The organism is Herbidospora yilanensis, from assembly GCF_001570565.1.
Classification (GTDB): Bacteria; Actinomycetota; Actinomycetes; order Streptosporangiales; family Streptosporangiaceae; genus Herbidospora; species Herbidospora yilanensis.
Genome location: NZ_BBXE01000022.1, coordinates 166,376 through 183,567, shown reverse-complemented (window position 1 = coordinate 183,567; position 17,192 = coordinate 166,376). Strand labels below are relative to the sequence as shown.

The following is a 17,192-nucleotide window of genomic DNA, read 5'->3' as shown; positions in this document are numbered from 1 at the left end:
CCCCGCTAGCCTATCTGCATTATCGCACTTCGCTTTAAACCGGGACGTTCGCGCAATGATCTGATAGTCGGTCATATCGTCGGGACACCTATTTACGGCACCACCCCGACCCTATTAATGACACTCCGCAATTGACGACACCCTCGGAGGCGCACCCGGTGCCCGACCCCGACAACGATCTCCTTCGCAAGGCGCTCGCCAAGGCCGTGGCGGGTCTCCCCGGAAGCGGCAGGCTGAGCGTGGTGGAGGTGGCCGCCGACGGGCTCACCTCGTTCAAGATCGTCCGCGACGACCACGGGGTCCCCCGAGGCCGCCGATGGCACTCGTCGTGGACCGAACTGGGCCAGGAGCGCGCGGCCCTGCTCCGGGCGGCCGACGTCGACCCCGGCGACGACGCGCTGCTCGTCTGCTCGTCCCCCGGCGGCGCCCCGGCCGACGAGGCGTTCGAGTGGCTCCGGGAGGCCCGTCCCGACGCGCCGACGCTGCGTGTCGACGCCTCCGTGGCCGCGGTGATCACCGAGGTGCTGCGCGACGATCCGCTGACCCGCTCCTACGATCTGGTCGTCTTACGCCCCCGCGCCGACGGGACCCTGGAACTCGCCACGGTGCCGCTGTTCCCCGTGCAGGCCCGGCCCGGCGCGACCATGACGATGACACTCCACTGCGAACAGGGCGGCCCGAACGGCACCGCCTTCGCGGTGGTCACCTGGCAGGGCCAGGAGCCCCTTCTGCTGTCGGTGGCCTCCGGGACGCTCCACCCGGGGTCCTACAACGTCACCGCCGAACTCCGGCGGCCCGGCCGGGTGCGGTTCAGCGGCCTGCCGCCGCTGGCCGACGACCACCGCGGCTGGGCGGAGCTGATCGCCGGCATCCCCGCCCGGCTGCCCGCGCGCCCTTCCGACGCCGGACACCTCATCTGCGCGATCGAGGTCTGCGGGGCCGAGCCGAAGGTGGCCGAACGGGTGGGCCGGGCCCGTCAGGTGGTCTCGACGTTGTCGGGCCGGCCCGGGTTGTCGGTCTCGGTGGTGGCGTACGGGGCGCACTCGTTCGACCGGGCGGTGAAGGACTCCCCCGTCGAGGTGCGGGCCTGGCGCGTCGACGTCGCCGCCGCCCAGGACGCCCTCGACGAGCTGGAGGAACGCGGCGCGATCACCCAGGGCTACCCCTACCACCCGCACGCCGCCCAGGTCGAGGACATGCTGGTCGCCGTCGAACGGCGGCTCTCCCGTGACCCGGCGTCGCCGGTCGCGCTGCTGACCATCGGCGACCGGCCTCCGCACCCGCCGAAGCTCGACACCTCCCGGGTGCTGCCCTGCCCCCACCGGCACGACTGGAGGGCCGCCGCCACCCGGCTGGAGCAGTCGCGGCAGGTCGTCTTCGGCGCGATCGTCGACTACCAGTCGGGAGACCGGCTGTCGCGGGTGTGGCGGCAGCTCGGATCGGCCGCGCTGGCGAACTTCGACGCGCTCGACATCCGAGGGCTCATCTCCGGTCTCGGGCTCGTCCCCGACGCCGTCCCTGTCCCGTTCCCCCTGATCGACGTGGAGTACTGAACACATGCAGCCCGAATCGCCCCGCCACCACATCGCCATGTGGGGCGCTCCCGGTAGTGGCAAGACGACGCTGCTGGCCGCGCTCTCCATCGCGCTGAACCGCCGCGAGGACGACTGGAAGATCATCGGGCAGAACCCGGAGTCCACCGCCTACCTGACCGAGATGACGAGCGCGCTGACCTCCGGGAAGGAGTTCCCCGAGGCCAGCACCGCCCTGGAGACCTTCCAGTGGGCGCTGATCGGCCCGGCGCGGCGGAGCCTGTTCCGGCGGCAGTCGAAGCACGCGTCCACCACGATCGGGCTGACCATGGTCGACGCGCCGGGCGGCCACTTCGCGCCCGGCAAACGGACCGGCCGGTCGGGCGGCGCCGAGGAACGGCAGGAGGAGCTGATGGCCAACCTCACCCAGAGCCGCGGCATCGTGTTCCTCTTCGACCCCATCCGGGAGTTCGAAGTCGGCGACGCCTACGACCACCTCCACGGCCCGTTGAACCGGCTGGCCGAGAAGATGCTGGAGAGCAACGAGTTCATCGGCGGCAAGCTGCCCCACCACATCGCGGTGTGCATCACCAAGTTCGACGACCCCCGGGTCCTCCAGACCGCGCAGAAACGCGGCCTCATCGAGCTGGACGACCGGCACCGGTTCCCCCGCGTCGGCAGCGACGAGGCCCGCGACCTGTTCGGCCAGCTCTCCCGGGTCTCGGCCACCGGAACCGCCGACATGGTGATCAACTCTCTCGACAAGTTCTTCCACGAGAGCCACATCAAGTTCTACGTGACCTCGTCGATCGGCTTCTACGTCAATCCGCAGACCGAGACGTTCGACTGGAACGACTACCTGAACCTGATCCCCGACGAGTCCGACCACGCGGCGCTGCGGATCAGGGGGCCCGTCTACCCGATCAACGTGGTGGAGCCGATGTTGTGGCTCGGTGAGCGCCTGGCCCGGCAGGGGCGGTCGCGATGACCGACAGCCCCGTGACCGTCCGCCACGTGACCGTCGACTACGAGTGGGCGCTGGAGGGCAAACCGCCGGGCAGCTACAACGACTACGAGGTGCTGAGCCACAGCGACGGGCTCAGCCTCGGCATCTTCGACGAGATCAGGAGCCGCTACGCCACCGGCGCGACCGGCGACCAGCCCCAGGTGACCATCGCCTTCGCGGGCACCCGGCAACCCGACGAGGGGATCTCCTACTACGTGGTGCTCGCCCTCCAGAACGAGTGGTCGGGCCACCGCGACGGCACCAACCGCAAGATCTACCGCACCCGCTGGTACTACATCCCCTACGACCAGCTCGCCGGCCATCGGGTGAGTTACGAGGCCCTGTACGACGCCTTCAAGGACCTCGCCGACACCCGGCCCCCCACCGTCGCGGTCCGGGCGCACGCCCGCCTTCCCGGCGACGACGAACTCTACGGCGACGCCACGAGCGCCGCCGCGCTCCTGATGACCGGCAGGCACGTGTGCGTGCTCGGCGCCGACGGCGTCTCGATGATCGAACGCCTGCGGTTCGTCGACGAGGTCGCGGCGCTGCTCCCCTACGGGATGCGCACCCGGCTGACCGCCGCCACCTGGGTCAGCGCGACCGCGGGCCACAAGATCAGGTTGTCGTTCGCGAAACACGCCGCCGAGGGCACCCACGTCGTCACCTGGAGACAGGGGGCGCCCATGCCCGCCGCCGAACCGCTGGCCAGGGAGTACGCCGCCCTGCTGAGCGGTCGCCGGGTGCCGTCCAGGGAGCTCGTGGAGCGGCTGGCGGAGAAGACCTCCCCCATCTCGTTCGACGAGACGGGTTGTCTCAAGGCGCGCATCCTGCTCGAAGAGTGCGCGCTGCCGGACGCCGAACGGGTATCGCGGGTCGTCCCCGAGGAACCCCGGGAACGCGACACCCTTCCGAAGCAGGCGCCGCCGCTCCCGCTCGAACGTGCGCCGATCACCAGGCTCGTCGGGTCACTCCGCATGGCGACGCAGAACTCGGAGGTGACCGACCGGCTCCGCGCCCTGCTCGATGCCATCGAGACCCGCGAGGACCGGCTGGTCCTCCAGTCGGCCCTCTACGAGCACCACTGCTTCGAATCCCCGGTCGGCAGGTTCGACGATCCGGAACCCCGCTACACGGAGATGGCGAAGGCGGCCTTCACCGCCGACACCTGCCGGACGGAGATCGCCGACGCCCTGCTGGACAGGTCGACCACCCCGAAGCAGGTCAAGAACGTCATCAGGTCGATGCGCGGCCAGCGGTCCTGGTGGCAGCGGGTGCTGCCCGGCAGGGCGGCGAAGTACGTCTTCAGCGTGGGCGCGCTCATGATCGGCCTGGTGCTCTTCTTCTTCGCGACGCTCGGCATCTTCTCCGGCCCGGACGAGAACGTCGCGGCGCCCGACGACACCACGACGGCCGTCGTCACGGAGTTCCGGCGGTTGATCACCGTCCACGCCGAACAGCGCGACCGCTATCTGGCCGACATCTACGCCCAGATGTTGCGCAACCAGGGCTACAGGTCCGAGGTGCGGGAGTTCCCCGATCTCGATCCCGCTCACCCGCACCTCGTGATCACCGCCGGCACGGCCGGCTACCCCGGTTACCACGCGCTGCTGAACCCGCCGCCGATCCAGAACGTTCTGATCTTCAATCCCGAGAGGATCGAGGCGGACCGGCTTCCTGAGGCGCTCGCCTCGGCGAAGACCGTCGTCGCGGTCCGCACCGACTTCCCCGACGCCGAGAAGTTCAAGTCGCGCTACCCCGCCCCCGAAGTGGTGCTCCTGCCGCAGGAGGACATCGTCGGGGCGGTCGAGCGGGGAGACGTCACCCTGGCGATCCTGCCGGCCGGCATGGCCGTCCCCTTCGAACGGTCCGCCCTGCTCGACGAGGTGCTGCCGGCCCGGACGGTCCACGTGCTGGGCCACGACCTCCCGGCCGGTGTCGAGGCGAGCCTCGAAGGCGTCTCCGACCGGCTGATCGAGGCGTGGCAGACCGGGCCGGGCCGGGGCGATCCGCAGGAGTCGGCGCGGGAGTCGGCGAACGTGCTCATGAAACCCGTGCTCTCGCCGGCGGTCACGAAGACCCCCCTCCTGCCGCCTCCCGGCGACGCGCACGGCGTCTCCGTCGACCTCGGCAGCGTCGGACTGCTGCTGGGCGCACTGCTGCTCATGATGGCCGGGATGGTCGCGCTGTTCCGCTCGTCGTCGTACGCCCCCGGCGGTCGTGAGCGCTGATCAGCGGCGGGCCGCCGGAGCCGCCGGGTTCGGACGTGGCCGTTCGATCCAGCCCGAGTCCACCGCGATCCGCACTGCGTCCGTCCGGTTCCTGGCCCCCGTCTTGGTGATGATGTTGGAGATGTAGTTCCGCACCGTCGCCGCCGACAGGTGCAGTTCCGCCGCGATCTCGCCCGTCGTCGCCCCCAGCCCGACCAGGTTGAGCACGTCGGACTCGCGGTCGGTCAGCAACGACGACGTCGCGGTCATCGCGGCCACCGCCAGAGAGGCGTCGATCACCCGTTCGCCGGCCGCGATGCGCCGGATGCTCTCGGCCAGGCGCTCGGTCGGGGCGTCTTTCAGCAGGAAGCCGCTCGCCCCGGCGTCCATCGCCTTCTTCAGCAGCGTCACCTGGGCCAGGGCGGTCAGGATCAGCACGCGGCACGCCGGGAGGGCGCGGCGCAGGCGGCTGGTGGCCTCGATGCCGTCGACGCCGGGCATCTCGATGTCCAGGACCGCGACATCCGGCAGGGCCGCCAGGGCCCTGGCCACGACCCGGTCGCCCCGGTCGGCCTCCGCGACCACCTCGATGTCGTCGGTCAGGTTCAGCAGCACGGTGAGCGCGCCTCGGACGACGCCGTGGTCTTCAGCCAGCAGGACACGAATCAATGCTGATCACTCTCTCCTGGTCGTGCACGGCGGGCAACCACACCCGCACCTCGAATCCGCCTTCTTCGGTCTCCCCCGCGGTCAGCTCCCCGCCGAGCCGGTCCACCCGTTGCCTGAGACCCGCCAATCCCGTTCCGCGCCCCGGACCTCCGCGCCGGGCGCCGTCGTTGCGTACCAGCAGCAGGATGCGGCCGTCGGCGCGGCCGAGTTCTATCAGGCAGGAACGGGCGTCGCTGTGGCGGACGATGTTCGTCGCGGTCTCCCGGACGATCCAGCCGAGTGTGTCACCCGTCTCCTCGTCTATCTCGCTGATGCCCAGCCGCAGGTCGCAGGTCGCGCCGGCCAGTTCCAGGAGCGCGACGGCCGAGGACAGTTCGGCGCCGACGCTCAGGGAGCGCCTGGCCGCGACCACGTCGCCGACCTCGGCCCGCGCCTCGCCCGCTATGGCGATCGTCGCCTTGATCTCCTCCACCGCCCGGCCTCTGTCCCGGTCGACCATCGCCAGGGCGATCTCGGTCTTGAGGCTGATCGAGGCCAGGGTCTGGCCCAGGAGGTCGTGCAGTTCCCCGGCCATGCGGATGCGATCCTGGTCGACGGCCATCTCGGCCAGTGTCGCCCGGATCTCCCGCAACTCCCGCACGAACCGCGCGTAGTGGACGATGCCCGCCGCCACGACGGCGGCGACCAGCACTCCGGCGCTGTTCTGCAACCCCTCCGTCGGCAGGCCGGTGCGCAGCGCCAGGGTGAGCGGGAACTCGGCCACGGCCACCACGACCAGGACGGCGACCGCCATGCGGAACGGAAGCAGGAGGAGCCCGGCGGTGCCCACGATCAGCGGTGTGTAGATCCAGACGCCGCCCAGGATCGGGAACGAGCCGTAGACGACCACGGCGAACAGGGCGAAGGTCCGCAGGCCGCGGGGACCCGGGCCGCTGCCCGCTATGTGGCCCGCCACGACGCGGGTGTAGACCGCCAGCAGGCCGGCCAGGAGCACACCGGACACTGCCGCCTGCTCGACGTGGCCGACGATCAGGAACGCGAGCGGGGTGAGTGCCCACAACGCGCCCGTCACCGCGACGACGCCCGTGGACAACCATCTGACCTGCGCTTCGGTTTCGTGAGCCACGAGGGTCTCCGCAAACGTCCCAGGCGTCAACTTTCGTACTGATCGTGACGCTTCCGGCGACCGCGATCAACCGTTGGCGTCGATCGAACTGTCCGTTAACCAGCCGTTGACGCGGGCGATACGCACCGCTTCCTCATCCGTACGGGCGCCCGTCTTCAGCCGGGCGGCGGCCAGGTAGTTGCGGATCGTGTGGGCCGACAGTCCGAGGCTGCCCCGCAGATCGTTGCCGCCCTGGCCGGCGGCCAGCGCCGACAGGACGCTGATCTCCCGTGCGGTCAGCGGGTTGGTGTTGGTTTCGGTCTCGCCGCCGTCGTCGGCGAGGTCCATGTCGATGTACCGTTCACCCCTCGCGACGGCGCGGATGGCGTCGGTGAGACGGTGGGCGGGGGCGTCCTTGACCAGGAAGCCCTTGACGCCGGCGGCCATCGCGCGGTCGAAGTTGCCCGGCGTGCCGACGCTGGTGAGGATCAGCACCGGCGGGGGCTGCTCCAGCTCCCTGATGAGGCCGGCCGCCTCCAGGCCGTCGATGCCGGGCAGGCCGATGTCGAGGAGGGCCACGTCGGGCCTGCTGCCGACGACGGCCGGGAGGATCTCGTCGCCCCGCGACACCTCCTCGATGACGCGGATGTCCCGCTCCTCCGACAGGAGGGCGATCAGGGCGCCTCTGATGAGGTCGTGGTCCTCAGCGATAAGAACTCTGATCATTTCCGGTCTCCTGTGGCAGAGGTGAGAGTGGCCGCCATCGGGCGGCCGGGAACGTCCAGAGAGAGGGTGAACCAGCCGTCTTCGATGTGGCGTCCGCAGCTTCCGCCGACCTGGGTGAGTCGTTCGTCGAGACCGGCCAGGCCGCTGCCGCCGACGTTGTCCCGTGACTTCACGGCGTCGTTCTCGCGTACGCCGTCGTTCGCGACGGTGACGAGGACGCGGTCGCCCTCGGTGTCGACGTGGAGCAGGCAGACGGTGGCGTCGCTGTGCCGCAGCAGGTTGGTGGCCGCTTCCCGGACCGCCCACGCCAGGGCCACCCGCACGTCCGGGGAGAGGGTGGCGGGCAGGTCGGCGAAGTCGCAGCGCACGCCCGCCGTCTCCAGGACCTTGCGCACGCCGCTCAGTTCCCGTTCCAGCGACATCTCGCGGTAGCCCTTGACCACTGCGCGCACGTCGTGGAGCGAGCGCCGGGCGATGTCGTGGATCTCGGCCAGTTCGCCGTGCAGCCGCTTGACCTGGCTCGCGGGGATCCGCATCGACAGTTCGGTGCGCATGGCGATGACCGACAGGTTGTGGCCGAGCACGTCGTGCAGTTCGCGGGCGAACCTGAGCCGCTCCTCGGTGATGGCGAGCCGGGCCAGTTCCTCCCGGGTGCGCTGGAGTTCGCCGAGCAGCGTCGCGAAGATCGTCAGGCCGGCCAGCGCGCCCGCCGTCAGGGTGTTCTGCAACGAGCTGAAGAGCACCCAGTTCACGTCGTGGCCGATCGAGAGGACCGCGTTCAGCACGTGGGCGGCGAAGAAGCCCGTCCAGGCCCGCCAGCCCCGCAGCGTGATCGCGTACGCGAACGGAAGCATGAACCCGATGCTCAGCCACGAGTAACCGGCCGCGAACGGCATTGCGACGGCCAGCACCGTCATCGTGGCCAGCACGAACAGATCCCGCCGGGCGCTGCGGTGGAGCACGGCCCGGACGCCGAGCCACAGATAGCAGCCGGTCAGCCCGGTGATCAGCAACACCGCGACGGCCCCCCGGGCGCCCGGGAACCGGCCGAGCGCCTCCAGCAGCGGCACGGCGGCGAAGGCCGCCATGCCGACGGAGAACACGGCCGCGCCGATGCGTGCGAGCCGGACGGTGGCCGGCCCCACGCCCGTCAGCCTCTCCGGGGCTCCCACTTGAACCACCTCTTCGCGACGAGCAGCGACAGGACGAGCCAGGCGGCGAGGACCAGCCAGGCCGGCCACATCACGGCGAATCCCTCCAGCACCCCGACCTCCGGCGGCACCGCGGAACCGGCGTGGCCGACGTGGTCGCGCCCCAGGTAGGCGGTGCTCACCCCCTCGGCGACCCGCGTGAACGGCAGGAAGGAGGAGGCGATCCGGAGCCAGTCGGGAAAGGCCGAGACGGGGTAGACGAACCCGGACAGGCCGATGGTGAGCATCAGGAACGGCAGGCTGACCACGATGGTGGAGCCCTGCGCCGGGATCCGGCCGCTCACCGCGATCGCCATGGCGGCGAACACCGCCAGCGCCAGCACCATCGTGACCGCGAGCAGGAGCGGGTTGGCCGGCAGCGCGATGCCGTGGACCGCGTTCGCCACCGCGACGATGGCCACGACCTGGAACAGCCCGATCGACACGATGGTCAGGATCTCGCCGCCGAAGATGGCCAGTTCGGGGAGCTCGGTGCCGCGCAGCCGCTTGAGGATCAGCGCCTGCCGCTTCAGGACGAACGACTCCACCAGCGTCATGAAGCCGAGGATCCCGGCCCCCATCACGATCAGGCCGACGATCACGGCGACGTGGACGGGCGTGCCGCCGCGCTCCCCGTCGGGGATGGTCGACGGGAGGAAGGCGGCGAACAGGATCGGGAAGCCCAGGGCGACGCCGACCGACACGGGGGTGCGCCAGAACAGCTTCAGCGTGAGCCGGAAGTGGGAGAGCGTGTGGGTGGTCATGCCTCGGCCACCTCCATGAAGATCTCCTCAAGGGTCGCCTGGCGGACGTCGAGGCCGCCGATCCGCACTCCGCCGGCGGCGGCCCAGCCGAGCACCGCGTGCGCGACCGCCTCGGGCTCGGCCGTGAGGATCACGCACCGGCCGCCCGTCACGGTGAGCACGTCGGCCGCACCCACCGGCAGGCCCTCGACGCTCGTGCCGGCGGGCACGTCGAAGGCGACCCGGCCGGAACCCCGGCCGAGCACCTCGGCCATCGTGCCGTGGACGACGATCCTGCCCTTGTCCATGATCGCCACCCGGGCGGCCAGATCCTGCGCCTCTTCGAGGTAGTGGGTGGTCAGCAGCACCGTCGTCCCCTGGTCGGCCAGGTCTTTGACCAGATCGCGGATGCGCCGGCGGGCCTCGGGGTCGAGGCCGGTCGTGGGTTCGTCCAGGAACAGGAGTTCGGGGTGGCCGAGCGTGGCCAGGGCGATGTCGAGTTTGCGCCGCTCGCCACCGGACATCTGCTTGACCCGGGTCCTGGCCTGGCCGGTGAGCCCGACCAGTTCCAGCGCCTCGGCCACCGAACGCGCGTCGGAGGTGAAGCGCCGCCAGGCCGTGACCGTCTCGGCGGCCGACAACTCGCCGATCAGGCCCGAGTCCTGCAGGACGAGACCGACTCGGGACCGCAGCGGGCCGCGGTCGGCGGGGTCGTGGCCGAACACCCGCGCGCTGCCGCCGGAGGGCCGCAGGTAACCCTCCAGGATCTCGATCGTGGTGGTCTTCCCGGCCCCGTTGGTGCCGAGCAGGGCGAACACCTCGCCCTTCTGTACGTCGAAGGAGATCCCGTCGACGGCGGTGTAGGCGCCGTAACGCTTGCGGAGATCCTCGACCTCGATCACGGTCTCGGTCATGTCTCACCCCCGGCGATGAAGGTGGAAAGGGTGACGGAACTGACCGTCGCGGCGCCCGAACCGGCCGTGTCGAGGTTGGCGATGTCGAACTCGCCCTCGGGCTTCTCGGGCAGCGGCGGGGTCGGCACGCCCTTGGGATAGACGATGCCGTACTGACTCAGCACGAGCCTGGGCTCGGTCTCATAGCGGTTGCGGAGCTCCCCGTCGTCCCACGCGGCCGCGATCAGGCGGGCGAACTTCCTGCGATCCTCGTCTCCGAGGATGTAGATGCTCTCGGCCAACGGAGCTCCTCTGTTCTTCGGTAGCCGGGTCGTCCACCTGCGACGATCCCAAACGCGGCCGGACACGGGCAGATACAGACGACACCGGTCACCCATGACGGACATCACACGGAGCCGATGATGAAGTCTCCGACCGACGACTCCTCGGCCCAGTCGAGCCCGAACGTGCGGGCCGCCAGGTCGGCGTCGCCGCTGCCCAGCCCGCAGGGGGCCAGGCCCATCGCGGTGGCCACGAGATAGAAGGTCTGGTAGAGCACGCCGACGGTCTTGAGCGTGGCGGCGTAGGCGAGCGCCGAGTATTTCCAGTTCATCCGGCGGAAGCGGGAGGTGATGGTGATGAGCACGTCGGGCCGGGCGATGCCGCCGGTCGCCATCGAGGCGATGGCCAGCATCGCCCGCGCGTCCCCGGGCCGGGCCGGCAACCGGATCAGGCGGTGGCCGAGCGGGTCGTAGTAGTAGACGCCGTTCTCCAGGCCCTCGCACCGGTCGACGGTGAGGTAGAGCTCCAGTTCGTAGACGGCGCCGCCGCCGGGATAGGGGCGGGTGCTCGATTCGTAGGGGGCGCCGGGCTGGGGCGGGACGACGCCCCGTACCCGCGCGGCGCGGTAGAGGAACTCGCCGAGCTGGCCGACGGTCAGCCCCGTGTCCCCGTACTGACGGATGGACCTGCGGCCTTCGAGCACGGCGGTGAAGGACGGCCCGTCGGCGTCGAGCGACGGCCGGACCAGCTCGATCGCCTCGCCCTCGGGCAGTTTCTTGAGCGCCGGTTCCGGTTCCTCCTGGAATCGGTACGTCGCGCCGAAAGGCTCGTCGTGCCGGCCCACCCGGGTCCGGCTGTGGAAGAGCAGGTCGTGGAAGTCCCACCCGCGCAACGCCGGGTCGTCGGGTTCGCCCGGGTCGCAGAAGCCGGTGGCGAGCAGCAGCCGCAGCGCCTCGGGCGCCTCCGCCAGGGGAACTCCGCGGCTCAGGGCCGCGAGCAGCGGCATGGCCTCGCCGGTCAGCTCGATCCGGTGCCTGGCCAGCGGCGACTCCAGAACCAGCCCGTCGCCGGCGCGGCGGACCAGCGCGAACCGCGACAACCGCACGATCGTCTCGGCGGCGGGGTCGGGCAGGGTGAAGCCCGCGTCGCGGGCGATCGGGACGGCCCGCAGCAGCGGGTCGACCCCGTGCACCAGCACCGGGCGCAACCGGTCGAGGACCAGGTAGAGCAGCGCGACCTCTTCGGCGGCGCCGCCTTCCGCCAGCAGTTTCCCGGCCAGGTCGTCGTCGGAGACCACGACGCCCGGCAGCTCGCCGAGCAGCGCCGCGATGCCGGGCGTCAGGCCGCGGGCCGAGACCGAACCGAACGGGTTGGCGACGGTCAGGACGCCGTCCTGCCAGGTGACGGCGGCGTCCGCGCGCAGGCCGATCACAGGAACATCGTGATGGGGTTCATCTGCTCCTCCGGGGTGGGCTCGGCGAGCCAGCCGAGCCGGACGGGCACGTCGTAGAGGCGGCCGGCCCCCATGCGACGCCAGAAGTGCCGCAGTCCGGGCACCACGACCTTGACCACGGGCAGCCCGATGTCCGGCCGGGTCTGGTCGAGCACGAGCATCTCCATGCCGCGCTCCTCCACCACCCTGCGGGCCTCGGCGACGTCGTCGAGCAGGTCTCCGGTGTCGCGGGGGGCGTACGCCGAGGCGGCGACGGTTCCCTCGGGGGTCAGATAGGGGTGGTCCTCTATGCGGGCCTCCCGCCACCACCTGGTCTGGTCGCCCTCGTGGAAGCGGTAGCGGGTGCGGCCGTCGGGGGCGACGTCGATGACGGCGGGGATGAACTGGTTCATCTCGGCCAGCGCCCGCTGGACGGCGATACGCGGGTCGAAGTGGGCGCCGAAGGCCATGAGAACGTCCTCGGTCGGCGCGTCGGGCCGCCAGCTCACCGCGGCGGCGACCGGGATGCCGAGGTCGTTGGTCACGTCGAGGACGTGCATGCGGCGGCCGAGGCCGGCGTACACCTCCTGGTAGGCGGTCATCCACGGGTCGCGGAAGCTGTCGAGGTCGAAGGCGGGACGCCGCACGCGGTTGTACCACCAGATGCCGACGGCGTCGCGTTCGACGAGCTCCATGAAGCCCTGGAGCACCGCGTCCTCCAGTGAGGAGCCGGCGGCGTTGCCGTTGGAGTCGGCCCACGCGTAGACCGGGCCGGTGTGATGCCGGTCGTGGTGGTAGTAGTACAGGTAGCTGGTCGGCAGGTACCGGTGCCGCCGCTCGGTCAGCGACCAGAGCGGCGACCACTCCATGACGGCGTCCTCGTCGAGGGGGTCGTTGACGAAGTCGTAGTTGGAGACCCTGCCGAGCTCGTGACGGTCGGCGTATTGCGCGGGGCTGTAGAGCGCGGCCGCGTTCGGGTGGATGGCCGCCTCGCCCAGTTCGCGGTAGGTCGCGTCGCGGCGCGGCTCGTCGCCCTGGAAGATGCCCGAATAGCGTTCCATCGCCTCGCACATGGCGCTGACCCTGGCCTGGAGGTCGGTGGTGCCCTTGCCGGCGCTCTGGCTGCGCAGGCCGGCCCGCAGCCCGTCGAGGTTGTGGATCTGCCGGGAGAAGTTGTGGCCGGCGACGTAGGTCTTCACGAACGGGACGTCGGTCTCGACCCGGGTCAGCTCCTTGACCACGCCGCTGATGGGGCTGATCAGGTGCTCGTACTTCTCCAGGGTCTCTTCGGGGTGGTGGGAGCGGTGTCCGCCGTCGGCGGTGAAGCCCTTGGGGCGGGAGGCCAGTTCGATCGGGCGCGACTGCGACATGATCGCGGGGTCGCCGCACTCAGGACACTGCGGGCGGCGGGTCAGCCGGTGCCGGACGGTGCCGAGCCGCTGGGTGTCGAAGGTGATCACGTCGTGCTGCTGCTCGCTGCGCGCGCCCGCCAGCCACTTGAGCACCTCGGCGGTGACCAGGCGCAGGCCCGTGTCGCGGGTCAGCGGCAGGTCGGCGACCGGCAGGGCCAGCGGCCGGGCGCTGCGCAACCGGTTCTCCAGGTACGACATCGTCTGCCGGTGCCCCTCCATCCGCTGCGTCAGGCACCGCCAGCAGCCGGTCTCCCCCGGCTGGAAGACGGGCCCGAGCCACAGGAAGGGGCCGACGGGCCGGGCCAGCAGCCACGGCTCGCCGGCGGCGAGGTGCTCCCTGTTGATCTCGGCCAGTTCCGGGCGCAGGTAGTCGTCGGTGAGCACGACGGTCAGCCCGCCCTCGTCCACCACGCCGACGCCCTCGCCCGCGAGCAGCCGCTTCAGCTCCTCGCCCGGCACGTCGCCCACGGTCACCACCCGGGCGGCGCCCGTCCGGACGCCCTCGGCCGCCGCGTCACCCTCCAGACCGGCCATCTCCCAGTAGGCGGCCGTGCCCCGGTCGAGCTCGTCGGCCACGTCGACCAGCAGGTTCCGCGACCTGAGCTGGTGCAGCACGTAGAAGACGTGCTCCGGCGGCAGGTCGGCCTCGACGGCGGTCAGGATGTCGTCGATGTCGTGCTTGCCGTCGAGCAGGCCCGCGACCACCTCTATCGAGCGGCCGGTGAGCAGGTGCAGGTCGCGCTCGGAGATCAGGAAGACCCCTTCTCCGTCGACGACCTCCACGCGGAAGTGGCGGCGGAATCCCGGTCTGGCGTCCATGGCGTTCCCTTCAGTGCACGAGACGGAGCGAGGCGACCTGGTCGTCGGCCAGCCGCAACAGGGTGAGCCCGGCGGCGGCCAGCCCGTCGACCGCCGAGAGGGCCATGCGGTCGGCCCGCCGCCGGTCGGCGAACCAGCGGCCGGTGTGGTCGCGGCGGCGCAGCAGTTCCTCGGCCAGCCCGCCGGCCGAGCGGGTCAGCGTGTCGTCGCCGGTCAGGCGGGCGGTGTGGATGGCGACCTCGGCGTCCACCACGAGCGCGGCGCAGGAGCGGCCGGCGATGGGGGCGCAGTGCCGGGCGACGCGTTCGCGCAGATCGTCGGGCACCTCACCGGTGAGGGTGTGGGCGGTGGCGACGGCCGCCAGCAGCGAACCGGGGGTGTCGAGTGAGAAGGGGTGGGCCAGCAGCGGCCCGGCCGCCGTCCCGGTCTCGCCCAGCGCCGCCGCGCTGGAGGCCAGCGCCCACACCAGCCCGTCGACGCCGGCGGGCAGCCCGCCCAGGATGGGCACGTCCACGGGGTAGGGCAGCTTGGGGCGTCCGTTCGAGGTGAACTCGGCCAGCAGCTCCTCGTGCAGCCGGGCGGCCAGCGCGTCGGCGGCCGGGACCCCCGCCGGCGCGGCCTCGCGCAGTTTGTGCAGGGCCAGCAGCAACCCCGCGCGGCCCAGCACCGGCTCGGCCGACGTGACGCCCTTGAGCTCGGTCTCGGCCAGCGGCAGCAGGTCGGCCGCCCGCTCGACCAGCCGGGCGTCGCCCAGGGCGTCGCCGCATCGGCTCAGCGCGTAGATCGCGGAGCCGACGCCGACGAACGCGCCGACGGCGGCGATGCCGCCGTTCATCCTGCGGTAGAAGGCCGACTGGGGGGCCAGCGTGACGAACTCGACCGTGGCGTCCAGCGCTTCCTGGGCGGCGGTCCAGTGGGCGGGGGCGCCGGTGTTGGCGTACAGCTCGGAGAGGAAGACGGCCAGGCCGGCGGTGCCGGTGAGCAGGTCGCCGTGGAGGGGTTCGACCTGGTCGAGACCGTGGGCCGGGTAGTTGACCACGCCCAGCCACGCCGAGCGGTCGGCGCCCAGCGACACGGCGGCGTCGAGCACCTCGCCCGCCACCTCGGCGGCGCGGGCCAGCAAGGTCTCGGACGGAGGGCCGTCCGGCCGGCCGGAGAGCTCGAAGGCGTGGAAGCCGATCTCGCGGATCGACCTCGGGCGGCGTCCCGGGCCGGGGAAGGAGGTGGGCAGGTCGCCCGCGCCGGTGATGTCGAGACAGGTCTCCAGCACGGCGACGTGCTCGTCGAGGGGGAACCCGGCCAGGTCGGCGACCCGGTCCTGGAGACGCCGCCAGGCCGTGCCGGCGAAGTGGCCGGGGATCTCGGCGCCGTCGGGGGTGAAGACCGAGTCGGAGGATGGTCTCGACATGAAGAGCGGGACGTCCATGCGGCGGAACGCGTCGATCTCCTGCTCGATGATCTCCAGGATGTCGGTGCGGTCGGGGTCGACCCGGAGGGTGCCCATGGCGCTGCGGAAGAGGTGGGCCAGGATGACCTCGCGGGCCACGCCGTCGACCAGGGCGGCCGGGCTGACGCTCATGCGCAGCATGTCGACGCAGTCGAAGGTGCTGCGCCAGATGTAGCGCACCGGCGCGTCCTCCAGCAGCGCCAGCGGGCCGCGCGCGTCGGCGAGCAGTTCCCGGTTGCGGGCCAGGCACTCCTGCATCTGGCGGTAGCCCTCGGCGACCTCGTCGGCGTAGTCGCGCGGGTCGGCCAGCTCGCCCGCGCCCCAGGTCGGGCGGTAGGGCGGGGCCTCCCAGCCGTACGGGAACCCGGCCGAGTTCTTGGCGACCTGCTCCTGGAGGGCGGCCAGGCAGCCGATGTCCTGGGCCTGCACGCCGCCCGCGATCACGCGGGGGAACGTGACGACGGCCGTCTTCACGACCGTGTCCTCGACCCGGCCCCACATCGACGTGATGCGGTCGCCGATGAGGGCCGGCTTGCTGATCCGGGCCTGCAGGACGTTCTCCAGATCGATGAACGCCGGCGTCTCGCCGATCGCCACCAGGTTGTCGGCCCACAGGTCGCGGCATTCGAGGAACTGCGCCAGCCGGGCGAACATGCCCAGGCGGGTGTAGTAGCGGCGGACGCTGGCCTCGTCGGTGCCGGGCTCGGCGGCGACGTACTCCTCCCACCCGTAGCCGTCGCGCAGGAAGACCTTGCGGGTGTGCAACGCGAGTGGCAGTCCGTGGTTGTTCAGCAGCGTGCACACGTCCATCAGCCCGGCCACCGAGCGCAGGTCCTTGGGCTTGTAGACGACACGCTCGCCCGAGGCGAAGGTGAGCAGCGTGACCACGCGGCCGTGGTTGTGCAGGTCGCCCGAGTCGCCCGAGTAGCCCGTCACCGGACCGGGCGCGGCCCAGCCCCACAACTCGCGGCGCAGCTCCGGCAGGTCGGCGCGGAGCCGGTCGAACATCTCGTGGACCACCCGCCGCCACTGCAGGCACGTCATGCCCATCACGTACGCCAGGCCCGGCAGGGTCTCCAGCCGGTCGAGCCAGCCGGCCTGGCTGACGTCGAGGCCGGGGCTCTGGAGCCAGGCCGACACGTCGTTGCGGGTCCCGGCGAGCTGCGCCTCGAAGGCGAATCCGGCGAAGCACACCTGCGTCAGGCGCTCGATGAGCTGTCCCGCGATGTCCTCTCGCGCCTCCGGCGTCACCGGGACGCCGCGCACCGTGCCGTCCTTGATGTCGACGAGCCGGTTCACCGCGCGCCGGAACGCCACGAACGGCGCCCCGGGGCGGCCGGTGGCCGGGTCGGAGGCCGCGGTGGGCGGCTGCGCCAGCAGGAAGTCGACCAGCGCGTATCCCCAGTCGGGCAGCCGGCGCGGGTCGGCGAGCTGAACGTCGACCAGTCCGGCGCCGAGGTCGCGGCCGGAGCGCCTGCGGTGGTGCAGCAGCGCCCGCTTGGCGACGTCGTCGTCGCCGACGGCCGCCTTGAGCCAGCGTTGGGTGCGCTCGGACGTCTGGCGCCGCCCCCGTCCCGCGACGGGGACGAAGTGGTCGCCCGACACCCGCTCGTGGAAGGGCGCGGCGGCGGCCAGCACCGCCATCAGCCGTTCGTCGCCGCCGGGGACGGCGAGGAGCCCGTCGCTCTGCGCCTCGGCGTCGTGCTGGTGAACTGTTACCGGCATC

The 17,192-nt window shown here is 71.5% G+C and carries 13 protein-coding genes; 3 read left to right on the top strand and 10 right to left on the bottom strand.

Translation table 11 applies throughout. From position 1 onward, the window contains the following. Window positions 1-131 precede the first annotated feature (131 nt). The 3 genes from AW273_RS17085 to AW273_RS17075 are packed head-to-tail and all read left to right on the top strand — an operon-like array spanning window position 132 to window position 4,769. A complete protein-coding gene (locus AW273_RS17085; RefSeq protein ID WP_157555867.1) occupies window positions 132-1,553 on the top strand; it encodes a hypothetical protein in 1,422 nt (473 codons plus the stop codon). A 4-nt stretch (window positions 1,554-1,557) separates the two neighbouring features. Next, window positions 1,558-2,520, top strand: coding sequence for an ATP-binding protein (locus tag AW273_RS17080; protein ID WP_062349316.1), 963 nt, complete (start codon window positions 1,558-1,560; stop codon window positions 2,518-2,520). Further along, window positions 2,517-4,769, top strand: a complete 2,253-nt coding sequence (locus tag AW273_RS17075) for a hypothetical protein (protein ID WP_062349315.1) — start codon at window positions 2,517-2,519, stop codon at window positions 4,767-4,769. The genes AW273_RS17080 and AW273_RS17075 overlap by 4 nt, the downstream gene beginning before the upstream one ends. On the opposite strand, the gene AW273_RS17070 is transcribed toward AW273_RS17075, so the two are convergent. The 10 genes from AW273_RS17070 to lanM all read right to left on the bottom strand — a co-directional run bounded on the left by AW273_RS17070 (window position 4,770) and on the right by lanM (window position 17,191). Then, complete coding sequence (locus AW273_RS17070) at window positions 4,770-5,417, bottom strand: response regulator transcription factor (protein WP_062349314.1); 648 nt, start codon at window positions 5,415-5,417, stop codon at window positions 4,770-4,772. Next, on the bottom strand, window positions 5,395-6,543 hold the full coding sequence (locus AW273_RS17065) for a sensor histidine kinase (protein WP_062349313.1): 1,149 nt from the start codon (window positions 6,541-6,543) through the stop codon (window positions 5,395-5,397). Before AW273_RS17065 ends, AW273_RS17070 begins: the two co-directional genes overlap by 23 nt. Window positions 6,544-6,609: 66 nt before the next feature. Then, the gene (locus tag AW273_RS17060) at window positions 6,610-7,248 is read right to left on the bottom strand and encodes a response regulator transcription factor (RefSeq protein WP_062349312.1); all 639 of its coding nucleotides are present in this window, start codon (window positions 7,246-7,248) and stop codon (window positions 6,610-6,612) included. After that, entirely contained in the window at window positions 7,245-8,420 is a 1,176-nt protein-coding gene (locus AW273_RS17055) for a sensor histidine kinase (protein ID WP_157555866.1), read from the bottom strand. The genes AW273_RS17060 and AW273_RS17055 overlap by 4 nt, the downstream gene beginning before the upstream one ends. Next, a complete protein-coding gene (locus tag AW273_RS17050; RefSeq protein ID WP_062349310.1) occupies window positions 8,399-9,202 on the bottom strand; it encodes an ABC transporter permease in 804 nt (267 codons plus the stop codon). Before AW273_RS17050 ends, AW273_RS17055 begins: the two co-directional genes overlap by 22 nt. Next, window positions 9,199-10,095 carry an ABC transporter ATP-binding protein gene (locus tag AW273_RS17045; protein ID WP_062349309.1) on the bottom strand — a complete coding sequence of 299 codons (897 nt, stop codon included), beginning with the start codon at window positions 10,093-10,095 and terminating at the stop codon, window positions 9,199-9,201. Before AW273_RS17045 ends, AW273_RS17050 begins: the two co-directional genes overlap by 4 nt. Beyond that, the gene (locus tag AW273_RS17040; protein WP_062349308.1) at window positions 10,092-10,376 is read right to left on the bottom strand and encodes a hypothetical protein; all 285 of its coding nucleotides are present in this window, start codon (window positions 10,374-10,376) and stop codon (window positions 10,092-10,094) included. Before AW273_RS17040 ends, AW273_RS17045 begins: the two co-directional genes overlap by 4 nt. Window positions 10,377-10,480: 104 nt before the next feature. Next, complete coding sequence (locus AW273_RS17035; RefSeq protein ID WP_062349307.1) at window positions 10,481-11,788, bottom strand: SagB/ThcOx family dehydrogenase; 1,308 nt, start codon at window positions 11,786-11,788, stop codon at window positions 10,481-10,483. Beyond that, window positions 11,785-14,019 (bottom strand): TOMM precursor leader peptide-binding protein, encoded by a 2,235-nt coding sequence (locus AW273_RS17030; protein WP_062349306.1) that lies wholly within the window; start codon window positions 14,017-14,019, stop codon window positions 11,785-11,787. The genes AW273_RS17035 and AW273_RS17030 overlap by 4 nt, the downstream gene beginning before the upstream one ends. 10 nt (window positions 14,020-14,029) lie before the next feature. Continuing rightward, window positions 14,030-17,191 carry a type 2 lanthipeptide synthetase LanM gene (gene lanM / locus AW273_RS17025; RefSeq protein ID WP_062349305.1) on the bottom strand — a complete coding sequence of 1,054 codons (3,162 nt, stop codon included), beginning with the start codon at window positions 17,189-17,191 and terminating at the stop codon, window positions 14,030-14,032. Between the last annotated feature and the right edge of the window lies 1 nt (window position 17,192).